This is a genomic window from Acinetobacter sp. ANC 4636, from assembly GCF_054454555.1.
This window is the reverse complement of the sequence record NZ_JBTKVD010000002.1, coordinates 145513-158364: the sequence shown is the minus strand read 5'-3', so window position 1 is coordinate 158364 and position 12852 is coordinate 145513. Positions and strand designations below refer to the sequence as shown.

The 12852-nt window shown below is 42.7% G+C and carries 14 protein-coding genes; 2 read left to right on the top strand and 12 right to left on the bottom strand.

Annotated features, from left to right (window positions below):
* Positions 1 to 5 precede the first annotated feature (5 nt).
* The 4 genes from ACX1N5_RS02920 to ACX1N5_RS02905 form a co-directional block, all read right to left on the bottom strand.
* A complete protein-coding gene (locus ACX1N5_RS02920; RefSeq protein ID WP_458799650.1) occupies positions 6 to 668 on the bottom strand; it encodes a hypothetical protein in 663 nt (220 codons plus the stop codon).
* Between the two features lie 15 nt (positions 669 to 683).
* Positions 684 to 1631: a bifunctional demethylmenaquinone methyltransferase/2-methoxy-6-polyprenyl-1,4-benzoquinol methylase UbiE gene (ubiE, locus tag ACX1N5_RS02915; protein ID WP_458799652.1), complete on the bottom strand. Its 948-nt coding sequence runs from the start codon at positions 1629 to 1631 to the stop codon at positions 684 to 686.
* A gap of 130 nt (positions 1632 to 1761) precedes the next feature.
* Entirely contained in the window at positions 1762 to 2466 is a 705-nt protein-coding gene (locus tag ACX1N5_RS02910; RefSeq protein ID WP_458799654.1) for an FFLEELY motif protein, read from the bottom strand.
* 115 nt (positions 2467 to 2581) lie between these two features.
* Entirely contained in the window at positions 2582 to 3505 is a 924-nt protein-coding gene (locus ACX1N5_RS02905; protein WP_116726688.1) for a LysR substrate-binding domain-containing protein, read from the bottom strand.
* Between the two features lie 143 nt (positions 3506 to 3648).
* Here ACX1N5_RS02905 and ACX1N5_RS02900 point away from each other — a divergent pair, with 143 nt between their 5' ends.
* Positions 3649 to 4512 (top strand): pirin family protein, encoded by an 864-nt coding sequence (locus tag ACX1N5_RS02900; RefSeq protein WP_458799656.1) that lies wholly within the window; start codon positions 3649 to 3651, stop codon positions 4510 to 4512.
* Between the two features lie 21 nt (positions 4513 to 4533).
* Here ACX1N5_RS02900 and ACX1N5_RS02895 read toward each other — a convergent pair whose 3' ends face one another.
* Together ACX1N5_RS02895 and ACX1N5_RS02890 are read right to left on the bottom strand one after the other, a co-directional pair.
* The gene (locus ACX1N5_RS02895) at positions 4534 to 4944 is read right to left on the bottom strand and encodes an OsmC family protein (protein WP_116726690.1); all 411 of its coding nucleotides are present in this window, start codon (positions 4942 to 4944) and stop codon (positions 4534 to 4536) included.
* Positions 4941 to 5834 (bottom strand): pirin family protein, encoded by an 894-nt coding sequence (locus tag ACX1N5_RS02890; protein WP_458799659.1) that lies wholly within the window; start codon positions 5832 to 5834, stop codon positions 4941 to 4943. Before ACX1N5_RS02890 ends, ACX1N5_RS02895 begins: the two co-directional genes overlap by 4 nt.
* 198 nt (positions 5835 to 6032) lie before the next feature.
* Here ACX1N5_RS02890 and ACX1N5_RS02885 point away from each other — a divergent pair, with 198 nt between their 5' ends.
* A complete protein-coding gene (locus ACX1N5_RS02885) occupies positions 6033 to 7682 on the top strand; it encodes a PglL family O-oligosaccharyltransferase (protein WP_458799661.1) in 1650 nt (549 codons plus the stop codon).
* Positions 7683 to 8027: 345 nt separating this feature from the next.
* On the opposite strand, the gene bfr is transcribed toward ACX1N5_RS02885, so the two are convergent.
* The 6 genes from bfr to gmk form a co-directional block, all read right to left on the bottom strand.
* On the bottom strand, positions 8028 to 8501 hold the full coding sequence (bfr, locus tag ACX1N5_RS02880; RefSeq protein ID WP_131312825.1) for a heteropolymeric bacterioferritin subunit Bfr: 474 nt from the start codon (positions 8499 to 8501) through the stop codon (positions 8028 to 8030).
* 203 nt (positions 8502 to 8704) lie between these two features.
* Positions 8705 to 8899, bottom strand: coding sequence for a bacterioferritin-associated ferredoxin (locus ACX1N5_RS02875; RefSeq protein WP_034426091.1), 195 nt, complete (start codon positions 8897 to 8899; stop codon positions 8705 to 8707).
* 156 nt (positions 8900 to 9055) lie between these two features.
* Positions 9056 to 9436, bottom strand: coding sequence for a RidA family protein (locus ACX1N5_RS02870; RefSeq protein ID WP_004754460.1), 381 nt, complete (start codon positions 9434 to 9436; stop codon positions 9056 to 9058).
* Positions 9437 to 9510: 74 nt separating this feature from the next.
* Positions 9511 to 11616: a RelA/SpoT family protein gene (locus tag ACX1N5_RS02865; protein WP_004754458.1), complete on the bottom strand. Its 2106-nt coding sequence runs from the start codon at positions 11614 to 11616 to the stop codon at positions 9511 to 9513.
* A gap of 205 nt (positions 11617 to 11821) precedes the next feature.
* Entirely contained in the window at positions 11822 to 12100 is a 279-nt protein-coding gene (rpoZ, locus tag ACX1N5_RS02860) for a DNA-directed RNA polymerase subunit omega (protein ID WP_004754456.1), read from the bottom strand.
* Between the two features lie 75 nt (positions 12101 to 12175).
* Positions 12176 to 12796: a guanylate kinase gene (gene gmk, locus ACX1N5_RS02855; RefSeq protein WP_131379563.1), complete on the bottom strand. Its 621-nt coding sequence runs from the start codon at positions 12794 to 12796 to the stop codon at positions 12176 to 12178.
* Positions 12797 to 12852 lie beyond the last annotated feature (56 nt).

Sequence of the window (12852 nt, the reverse complement as noted above, 5' to 3'; positions counted from 1 at the left end):
GTCACCTAATTTTGTTTTGGGAGAATTGTCTGCTGTAATGCCTGAACTTTGGCTTCCAGTCGGTCAATATTTTGTTGCAAGGCACGCGTGCCTTGTTGCAGTTCGTCCATTTGCCAGCGTGGTGCAAATAAACCACTGTCTTCTTTTAAGGTATCTGCGGCAAAAAACAGTTTGCTTTGCAACGAGCGTTTCGCCAGTTGGGGTAAATGCTGAATTTTACCCAGCTCATGTGCTAGCGTTGGACCAATCCACGGCGATAAATGTGCCGCCAAGTCTGGTTCAAGGCGTTGCAAAATATCTTGCAAAGTTTGCAGCAGGCGAAAATCACCCTGTACAGGAATCGTACCGACTTCTTTGTCCAGTAATAATTTCAGCAGCTCGACCACATTGGCAACCTGTAAGGTGGCGTTGGCAGTGCTTGGGCTATGCTGTGGGTCGAAAGGGCGTTGTTCAAACAGGCTTGGAGTTTCGCTGTGTCCTGTTGCCGTTGGCTCTAGACGTAAGATGTTTTCATCAAAAAAAACATCGACCGAGAGTTGTGGCGAGGCAATCACGACACGGAGGAGTTGCCCTTGGAGTTGGTTGAGTTGGATGCGTGTAATCGCGTCAAGGTCAATCACACGATTGACCAGACGTTCAGCAGCACCTAATGCAAGAATTGACCACATCAGGAGCGTCCTCGATTAGAGTTTGAAACCACGGTGTACTGCAACAATACCGCCAGTCAGGTTGTGGTAATCACAGTTCTGGAAGCCTGCTTTTTCCATCATGCCTTTTAAGGTGCGCTGGTCTGGGTGCATACGAATCGATTCAGCCAAATACTTATAGCTCTCTGAGTCATTCGCCACCAATTTGCCCATAATTGGCAATGCGGTAAATGAATACAGGTCATACAGTTTAGAGAATGGTTCAAATACAGGTTTAGAGAATTCCAGAATCAGTAAACGACCGCCTGGCTTCAATACACGATACATCGATTCAAGTGCTGCATCTTTATCGGTCACGTTGCGTAAACCAAAGCTGATGGTCAACAGATCAAAGCTGTTGTCAGCAAATGGCTCTAAGGTTTCGGCATTGGCAAGCACGAAATCGACATTGGTACAGCCTGCATCCAGCAAACGGCTACGACCGACATTGAGCATTGATTCGTTAATGTCAGACAGGACTACATGACCTTGAGGGCCAACTTCGCGGCTAAATACTTTGGCAAGATCACCCGTACCGCCTGCAATATCTAGAACATGCTGACCACGACGTACGCCAGACATGTTGATGGCGAAACGTTTCCATAAACGGTGAATTCCGAATGACATCAGGTCATTCATAATGTCGTATTTGCTAGCCACCGAGTGGAACACTTCCGCGACTTTTTGCGCTTTGTCTTCGGTACGCACGGTTTTAAAACCAAAGTGGGTAGTGTCGCCGACATTGCCTGTTTTGCCTGCACCGCGTGGCAAGTTGTAGTGAGGAACTGACTCTGTAATCGGAGTATCTTGCGGAGCTTGGTTGAGGCTAGTTTGCTGACCTTGTGGTGTGCCTTCAGGAAGCGGCGAAGTTAAAAAAGGACTAACTTTATTGGAATTTTGTGTCGACTCATTTGGTGTATTTGGCGTTGGGTATTCGTTCGACATGAGTCTCTCCTCATTCACCGGTATAAAAGAATTAGTGCGCATGATGACAGATTATGCAGAATTTTGCAGCGATCATCATGCTTGAATAGATGAATAATATACAGAAAAAAGTCTGCTTTGTGCGGAGCGATTATTGAAAAGGCTGTAGATCGCCTGTATGTACGCGGTGAATCACCTGACGTTCCTGTGCGGTAAAATCACGCACAAATTTTTCGGCAGACTTGAGTGGCTTCATGGCTGTAAATCCTTCATCCATAAAGTCATACATCATTTGGAAATGGTGCTTATAGGCCACTGATTTACAAATTTTAAAGGCAGTATGAACCACAAAAGAGCGCAAATAACGATCTAGATAATGCCCAAATTCATCCGCCATGCTGAGCTGTTGCAGGCGTGCCTGTGCCTGATCAAGCTGTAAATAGGTTTGGCGCATGATTTCATCATTCAACACTTGATTATGCGGATAATTGTTCTGAATGTGTGCCGCAACTTGTTCATCAAGTTCAACCGCATAAATGGCGAGTAAAATCCCGTGAGTTCCTGCTTTAATGGCATTTTCGGGAATAAACTTTTCAGCTTTATGGGCATGTTTCAGCAAGCGTTCAATCTGTTTGGCCAAGGTATCAAAATCTGGTCCGCCATATAAACGGTCGACAAAGTAAGCTGCCATGAGCCGATTATTTTTTTCGGAAAATAATGCCTGATGTGAGTGCTTTAAGCGGTTCTTTTGCCATTGTTGTACATCTTGTAGGCGTTGAAATAACACAGGATCTTGATGATATTGCAATTGTTTATAGCGTTGTAGCAACTGATCTAATGCACTGAGTTTCGACATTTTTTGAAAAATTACGCAAAAAGAAAGCTATCTTAAAGCAGAGATTGCCTTCAATTCTATGCTTTTGCGCAAATTAACTTGGTGAAACTGTTACAAATGGTCTGCTTACAAAGACTTAGGATATATAACCAGCTTCGCGTCCAACCATGTTGCGTAAGCCTTGTATCAGGCTTTCAATCAGTTTTTCAATCACTAAACGTTGCCCTTTACGTGACGCATAGACCAGTTGAACTGTGCCAATATTGGATTGCCAATCGGGCAATACCTGTATTAAGTCGCCGTTTTTCAGATCTTTTTGCACACTCAGCACAGGTAAGTCAGCAATACCCAAACCATCTTTGACTGCATAATAGACACCTGCCAGATCATTACACTTTAAACGGGGATCAAAATGAAAATTTACGGTTTCACCCGTAGTGAGGTGCTGCAAATGCCACGTATACTGGTTTTTCATTAAGCCTAAAGCCAATGCTGGGTACTGTGCCAGTTCCTGATAATGTTGAATGGTATGACCTTGTAACAGGCTTTGGCTTGCCACCAGACAATGTGTAGTTTTTACCACATCGCGGACAATTAAGCTGGAATCTACATTGGGGTTGAAACTGGTGCGAATCGCAATATCGATATTGTCATGCAATACATCGACACGGCGGCTGGTCAGTTCCAGTTCCAGTTGAACTTTGGGATATTGTTGCAAAAAAGCATTTAAAATCGGACGAATCTGAAATTGCAGCATGACATTGGGACAACTAATGCGTACCAAACCTTGAGGTTCGCTTTTTTGTTGTAATAGTACATTTTCACTGCATTCAATCTGGTTAACGACTTTCTGGCATTCTTCATAAAACTGTTGCCCAAGTGGTGTCACCTGAAAATGCCGTGTGGTACGCTGAATCAATTTAATATTAAAGCGTTCTTCAAGTTCTAAAATTCGCCGACTGAGTTTGGATTTGGTAATTTGAGTCGCTTCACTGGCTGCACTGAATCCGCCATGTTTGACCACCAGATAAAAATAATAATAATCATCAAAAATATGCATGGCAGCCTCTTGCGTTCAGACAACTAATTGATTGTAGCGGAAGTTGTTTATTGCATATATAAGATAATCCGTCTTATTTTTATGATTTTTTGACGGCTGCTTAGAATGTAAAATTATGCTCTAAATCAAGTGAGGATTCCGACATGAAAAAAGTCATTGGGCAGTATCGGACACAGCAAAAACATTGGGTGGGCGATGGTTTTCATGTCAGCACCTTATTTTCTTATGACCGTTTAGGGCAAGTGCTGAGTCCATTTCTGATGCTGGATTATGCTGCACCTGAATTTTTTAGCCCAACTAGCACGCCACGCGGGGTCGGGGAACATCCACATCGTGGTTTTGAGACGGTGACCATCGCCTATAAAGGTGAAATTTCGCATCGTGATTCGCATGGTGGAGGTGGAACCATCCAGACAGGTGATGTGCAATGGATGACCGCAGGTGCAGGCTTATTACATGAAGAATTACATTCGAAAGCTTTTGCCCAGCAAGGTGGTGAGCTAGAAATGGTACAGCTTTGGGTCAACTTGCCCGCCAAAGACAAAATGACTCACGGCAAATATCAAGCCATTACCCGAAGTGAAATTCCTTCAATTGTACTGGATGATACAGGCAGTTATTTGCGGGTCATCGCAGGACAATATGCCGATGTGCAAGGCGCGGCTTCGACCTTTAGCCCTGTGAATGTCTGGGATATTCAGTTGATGGCAGGGCAGCAGCATGAATTTAACGTGCCTGTGGGGCAAACCTGTATTGTGGTCGTACGACAAGGAACAGTTTCAATCAATCAACAGTATCAGGTTGCTGATCATAGCTTTGTCCTGTTTGACCGAGACGATGCCGAACCGATTCAGATCAGTGCTGAACAGGGAGCAGGAATTCTGATTTTAACTGGACAACCATTGAATGAACCGATTCAGGGTTATGGGCCATTTGTCATGAATACCCAGCAAGAAATTATGCAAGCTATTCATGACTTTAACCGTGGTGACTTTGGCGAAATGTAACGACATTCGCCAAGGTGTAAACTATGCTACAGGGTCGAAAATTTGTGTTTCGATCTTGACACTGCGCAACAAGGTTTTTGTGACGGGTGTTTTTTGACAAACGGCCAGAAGTTTCTGACGCAACTCATCGGTTATGGGCTGAGGAAATTCAATCTGACGCTGAATGTGTTCAGAACCATCCCGATGGCTTAGAAACTGAGCAGTGACCTTAAACTCGCCCAAGTCGAAACCTTTATGTTTGGCATACATGCGTAGCGTAATCATGGTGCATGCCACAAGACTACTGCATAGCAAGTCATAAGGCGCTGCACCCTGATCATGACCTTCCAGATGTTCAGGTTCATCAGTAAAAAAGTGATGTTCACCACAATGAACCAGCCCTTTCCATGGTTCAGGTAAGCTTTGAACTTGACTACGACCAACGATACTCATTTCGATGCCCTCATGTGTTCGGGAAATGCAGGTGCTTGTAAGCGTTCACCTGGATAATCGGGAATTTCTCCAAAGCGGCTGTCATGCTGTAACCAGTGTTGATGCGCAGCTTTAATCTCATCTTCGCTACGACCAACATAGTTCCACCACAGTAAAATCGGCGATTCAAAGGGTTCTCCACCAATCAGGAGCACGCGGCTATCGGCGGACAGTACCAGACTGATGTCACTTGAACCTGTTTCAAAGATGAGCATATTGTCTGTGGTCAGCACATGTCCATTGACCTGTGCCTGTCCTGAGAGTAGTAAAATGCCATATTCAAAATCGGGCTTCAGCGGCAATGTGGTCTGACTTGCCTGTGCTGCATACAGGTCGACGGCAAGTAATGGGCTATAGACTTCAACAGGGGATGTATGCCCCAAAAAATCCCCGACCAAAACCCGACATTCGATCTGGTCTTTCTGTATGACGGGTAGTTCAGGATAATGCTGAAACTTGGCAGGCATATTGCGTTTGTTATCGGGTAGGGCAATCCAGAGCTGTGCCGTGTGCAGTTGGGTTTCATGAGGTGGCGTGACTTCTGTATGAGAAATACCGTAGCCTGCAGTCATGAGGTTGACCTGCTTGGGCTGGATCAGTTGTTTTGAACCCAGACTGTCAGTATGCATTAGCGTACCTTCAATCATCCACGTGAAGGTCTGTAAGCCAATATGTGGGTGTGGGCCAATATCAAGTCCCTCACCCTGAACAAACTCGACTGGACCAGCATGGTCGAGAAAGCACCATGCGCCAATCATGCGTTTTTCTCGGTGTGGCAAGGCACGGGCAATGACTGTACCTTGCCCAATTTCGGCGCGACGTAAATGAAGCTCTTTTCCTTGATGTGGCATGCGATGCGTCCTTTGTTGTCAATGTCATGAGTATGATCTTAGCAAGCTCTGCCTTCGTGGCATGTTTGAATTTTATAAATCATCATCCTATAAATAGAAAAATTTATTGAAGATTAGGCTGTAATGGTCAAGTTGTGCTACATAGCTTTACTCAAAAATATCCTATAATACGTGCTTTATTTTTCACCTGTTTTGCTCATGATGCAAAGATTACTGTTTCTTGCGATTGCGGTGCTGCTGGCATTGTCATGGCTATCTCCATATCACTATACCCCGTGGCTGACACTATCTAGCGAATTATTAGCGTATGCGGCTGGCTTATGTACGTTGGCTTTATATATTGACAAGCCCTTACAATTGCCCAAGCTGAATGTGCCACTATTTGTGATGGCCTGTATCCCGTTTGTGCAGTGGGTATTTGGCATTGAGTTTTATTTTAGTAAGGCATTGTTGTCTGGATTGTATGTTTTTGCTTTTGCCATGATGGTTGTACTTGGATTTAATCTGACCCAAGATCCCGTGCAGCGTGAAAAAGTTTTTAAAGGCTGGAGCTTACTGACTTTTGTGGTCGGTTTAATCAGCGTTGGCATAGCGTTGTTGCAATGGTTGCATCTCGATCAGGGATTATCACTGATTATGCCATTACGTGGTAATCGTCCTTATGCGAACTTTGCTCAGCCCAACAATATGGCAACTTTCCTGATGATGGGGCTGATGGGTTGCCTGTATTTGTTTGAAAAACGCGCCTTACCCACTTGGCTGGTGACATTGGGGGCATTATTGCTCACCTTTACCATCGCACTCAGTCAGTCTCGTACGCCTTGGGTGGCCTGTGCAGTACTCAGTATTTATCTGTTTTTTAAACTCTCCCCAGCATATCGTTTCAAGCGTTACCATGTTGCCGCATGGGTGATGATTTACGTGGGTTGCTTACTGGCAATTCCAAGTCTAAATGCGATTTTGGTGCATCTGGGGTTATCTCATTCAGAAATGTCGGATGTGATTGCACGTGCCAGTTCGAGTCACTCTCGCTTTAATATCTGGATGCAAATGCTGTATGCCATTCAGCAACATCCGTGGCTGGGCTATGGCTGGAATCAAACCAGCTATGCACAATTGGTCGGGGCAGATTTTCTTCAGCACAATGAACGAACCAACAGTGCACATAATCTCATTTTAGAATTACTGGTCTGGAATGGTGTTATTGTTGGAACAGCGATTGTTGCTTATATCGCATGGTGGATTTGGCGACTCAACAAACAGGTGGAAAAAAGCGAGTCATTGGTTGCAACGCTGATGGTCTGTTGTGTATTGATTCATGCAATGTTTGAATTCCCTCAAGATTATGCTTATTTCTTATTACCTGTTGGCTTTTTACTAGGAGTCATTCAGGCGCAGACAGCCAAACTGAAGGCATTTTCACTATCTGCAAACTTGAATACTGCTATTTTAGTGATCGGTATTTTGCTCTACGGTTTAATCTGGCGCGATTATCTAAGTTCAATTGATGCCTTAAATCAGGGGCATAAACATTCTGATCAGGGAATTCCAGCAGTTAAACCCTATCGAGTTTATGTTTTGGATCAGTTCGATCAACGTGCTAACTGGTATTATCTGGATCGTTTTAGCCGTTTATCACCACAACAATTAGAACATTATCATCAGGTTGCGGTCACTACACCAACGCATTATGATTTATATAAATACGCTCAGCTTTTAGCATATAACGGGCAGAACCAAGAAGCCCAGCATCAATTAGCCTTGATCCATGGTTTATATCAAGTCGATCATCCTTATAGTCAACTCTTGCTTGACCAAGATCACAATGGTCGTGCTATTCGTAAGTAATGCTCAGTAGAAAAGCTGCTTTATAGCCTAATGCCAGTCAGTTAAGTAATTGACTGGCATTTTATTTTTCGAATTGATGATGCGATATGCTTCACAGAAGTGTTACCTACCATAATTCAAGATAAAACATATTGAGGACAAGACGCTTCCGAGATTTATCCATTCCATGAGGGTAATGACCTGTTTTTTGGGCGAGGAATATTGATTGTGTAAATTGGTAAGAATGAAGTTGATAGAATTATATGAATTATATGAATTATAAAAATTTATTTAAATTTATCGAGAACAGGAAGGAGATGATTAAAAATCTCCTTCACTGATCAGCATTTATCTTTTGGCAGGTTGTTACTCATCAGACATGTTGCTCTGAATATAGTTTTCGATACCTACACTTTCTGTTAGGTCGATCTGGGTTTCCAGCCAGTCCCAGTAATTTTCTTCATGCTCTAGAATTTCCTGAACCAGATCACGCGATACATAATCTTGTAGTTGTTCTGACAATGCGACTGCTTTTTGCAGTGCTTCAATATTTTCTTTAACTTTCCGCACATCGCACTGCAACACTTCTAAAGTATGCTGACCGATATATAATTTACCTAAATGTTGCAGGTTTGGCAGACCTTCAAGAAATAAAATACGTTCAATGACTTTGTCCGCATGTTTCATTTGACGGATCGATTCTTTGTACTCGGCAGAGCCAAGTTTCTCAACGCCCCAGTCATTAAACATACGTGAATGCAGAAAATATTGATTGATCGCCGTGAGATGGTGATACAACACCTGATTTAACTGATTGATAACATCGCGATTGCCTTTCATTATTATTTCTCCGCAAATAATGCAAGCCTCAACAGGGTTAAGGCAATGATAAGTTTATCTTAGCCAAGAAGTTGTATTGCTGCGAGTAATTTATCGAACGGCAAATGAAAATCACAATCACATGGTGAAGGTGAGTTTTGACACCTAAAATAAACCCACTCTAAATCAAAAGCGGACAAGGAGACGTTGCCCTTGTAATGGGGCTATGCGGCGATAGAAATCTTTGCAGCAATGGCAGCCAATTCTTCATTAATCAGGCTACGGGCTTCAGGTGCACAACGTCCACAGCAAGTGCCTAAATCGAGTAAATCACGAATTTCCCGAAAACTTTCTGCACCATTGGCAACAGCATCTTTGATATCTTGGTCGGTAATCCCACGACATAAACAAACATACATGTGCGCACCCATGAAAAGATAAATACGATTACTGATATTATTGATAATTGTTATCGTTTGTCAATGGGTTTCATCTTCATATTTACAAAACTATAATTGGCTTTTTGGATGAAAAAAAACCACCTGATCGGTGGTTTTATATACATCATTTTGTACTTAAGGAATGATTACAATACCATCCATTTCAACCAAAGCCCCTTTAGGTAAGCTTGCCACGCCCAACGCTGCACGTGCAGGGTAAGGTTGTGGGAAGTATTCGCCCATAATCTGGTTGACCAATTGAAAATTAGACAAGTCTGTCAAGAAGATATTCAATTTTGCAAAATCTGCTAAAGAGCCGCCAGCAGCTTCACAAACAGCCTTGATGTTGTCAAAAACACGACGAATTTGTGCTTCAATACCATCCACCAATTCCATGCTGTATGGATCTAAACCAATTTGTCCAGAAAGATACAGTGTATTCCCAACTAAAATGGCTTGGGAGTAAGTTCCAATTGCAGCAGGTGCATTTTCAGTATGAATCACTTGGCGTGACATACATGTCTCCTTTACAAATTCAATGACCTATATCATTTATATATAGCACACAATCTATGTGGGATGCGCTTAAATTATACAACTTTATGCGTTTCGCTAATCATTACAGGCGTATCTTGGCGCAGAATTCGTGGAAAACCAAAGTGTAAACGCAGCTCACGAATCACTTGAGCAATTTCTTTACGGTTATTGACGACGACATTGACATAGGTTTTGTTGTCTTGGGAATTAATCATTTCTACCCCAAATTTAGCTTTACGACATTGATATATCAGGTCAGAAATCTGCTCGTCATTCATGCTCATATCAATGCATAAATATGCGGTAAAACTCACATCATCGACTTCGTAATCACTCCACTGTAATGGCATGATATTTTCAGGATGTAGATGCTGCTCATGTAGCAAGTTATGGCAGCGTTCACGGTGTACAATCAACCCACGGCGCGATAAATGCCCTTGAATTGGATCGCCCAAAATTGGGTTACAACAGCGTGCATACTTGACATCAATACCGTCTGTACCCTGAATCAAACGATGTGAACTTGGTTCTTCCAATTGACTGTCGATGGAAAATAAATGATTGGCAACCAGTTGTGGTAGCAGATCACCGACAGCAATTTGTTCATATAGGGTATTTTTATTGTCTACATGACGCCATTCTAAAACATTGATCCAGTCATCTTCAGATAACTCATGACTAGAACTGTTAAACAGGCGTAAAGCACGGTCAAGTGCCTGTTTACCAATAATACGCTGTTCTTCAACATCTTGATCACGCAAGATATTTTGAATCGCACGGCGTGCTTTTTGTGTATTAATGAAACTCAGCCAGTCAGGGTTCGGGCTTGCGAGCACATCGGTTAGAATTTCTACAACTTGCCCGCTAGCAAGAGGAGTAGACAGAGGTTTGGTTTCTCCATCCACTTTTGCCCCAATCGCATGGTTACCTAAAAACAGGCTGGCAGCATAGGCAAAATCGACAATGGTCGCACCTTGCGGTAGCTCATGCAGATGGCCATGTGGTGTATAAACCCAGATCTTTTCCTGATGCAAATAGTCTAGCAAATCACTAAAAGTCGTTTTGGCACATTCACCGTCAATTAAGGTATTCAGGTTTTGCATAGATGCCTGAATGGCTGAGCGGCATGCTTGAGGTGCATTTTCACCGAGAACCACACCAAAACGCGCAGCTTTACGCATCAGCTCAGTTTGAATAGTCAAGGATAGGGTGGTTTTTTCACCCTTCAATCGCATCATCAGGGACTGGTTGCCACCTGGTAATGGTCGACGGATATGATCGTTAAATTGTAGAACCTGAAAGTTTTCCCGTAACACATCGACAAGACGGTCGCAGTCGGCAATGCTGGTTAGAATAATTTCAAAGGTATGACTACGGGTAAGTTCTTGTAGATTAATGTCATTTTTAAGGAAGTGGCGAATCAGCTCAATATTGTTGTTTTTCTTTTTAATGCGACCTGTAATCTGGTGTCGCTGTAGTAACTGTGTGAGATTTTTTTCCCAGATTTGTTGATATTCACAGCGTTTTGGTCGAGTCTGTTGGAGCGCTTGCTGAATTTTGTTGAATACGTCAAGGTCAAGATTTTGATAACACAGATATTCGAGATTATCACCCATTTCATTCATCCCTACGATACGTGCCATAGGCACAAAAATATCAAAGGTTTCTTGGGCAATTCGGGCACGTTTATCAGGGCGCAACGCATCAAGCGTGGTCATGTTGTGATAGCGGTCTGCAAGTTTGATGATGATTACGCGTGGGTCTTGCAAGGTAGCTTGTAGAATTTTACGAAAAGAGGCTGCTTTATTGACCTGTTTGTCACTAGAGTGGGTCAGTTTGGTGACACCATCGACCAGTTCGGCAACGACTTTACCAAACTTGCTTGCAATCTCTTCTTTACTAAATTCGGTATCTTCAATTACATCATGCAGCAACGCTGCCATCAGCGTTTGGGAATCAAGTCGCATGTGCGCCAGAATGCTAGATACGGCAATTGGGTGCAGCACATAAGGTTCGCCGCTTTTACGTGTGATCCCGCTGTGAGCAAGGTCGGCAAAATCACAGGCAGCAAGCACCAGTTCGACATCTTTTTCTGACAGATATTCGTCAATAATCAGTTTCAGTTGTTGCTTGGCTTGGCTGACTTCTTCGCCTGGCATAAACCACCCTTAATTCAATGCTAAATCACAAATGGAAACGTTAGCCCTTTAATGAAAAACATTCTGTGGGTCTTGTCAATTTTTCTCACTGAAAAAACCAAAAATATTTCAATAAAGTTGATTATTTCACTCAATATTGCATCATAACAGTGCAAACAAAAAAGCCTAGTTGAACCAACTAGGCTTTTTTGCAAAAAACTTAGACTTAGAAAGTAAAGCCTTCTAGGTTTAAGTTATTTGCAGAAAGAGCAAGATCAAGGCTTGATACTTGGTAGTCTTGCTCACGTTGTTTCAAAATGTCTTTGCTTATATGACCGGCTGCAATTTCACGTAGAGCCACAACAGTTGGCTTGTCATTGTCCCACTCTACAGTTGGTTCAATGCCTTGACGTGATAATTGGCGCGCACGTTTACTTGCCACAAGGACCAATTCAAAACGGTTATCTACATGGTCTAAACAATCTTCAACAGTTACGCGTGCCATAACAAATCTCTTGCTGAGTTAAATTTAACTAGACTGTGCAGTATAAGATGCTTTGCACATAGACTCAAGTTTTAATCAATTCTCTGGGTGCAACAATTTTTCAATCAGTTGCTGATGACGCCGAGCTTGCTGTGGCATAGTCAGGCGGTTAGCGTTGATTACGGATTCTAAATCATGTAGGGCTTTATTAAAGTCATCATTAATAATCACATAATCAAAATTGACGTATTGCTGCATGTCGGTAATTGCACAACTTAAACGATGTTCAATGACTTCTACCGCATCTGTACCACGGTTTGACAGGCGTTGGCGTAAATCAAACTGACTTGGCGGTAAAATAAAAATCTGTTTAGATTCAGGGAATAATTTACGAACTTGCTCTGCACCTTGCCAGTCAATTTCGAGTAGAACGTCATGTCCTTTTTCAAGCTGTTGCTTGACGGTTGTTTGTGACGTTCCATAGTAATTACCAAATACTTCCGCATATTCGATAAAACCACCTTCTTTCACTTGCGCTAAAAAGTGATCTTTACTGGTGAAGTGATAATGCACGCCATCGAGTTCACCGGGACGCTGCCCACGAGTAGTATGAGAAACAGAAACATGTAGATTGGTTACACGTTCAAGCAGGGCTTTGACCAGAGATGTTTTGCCAGTTCCTGACGCTGCAGAAACGACAAACAATAGACCCGACATGATATTTTTTCCTGATATGATAAAATATCTTCTCTATATTAGAGTAGAGCGCGGCT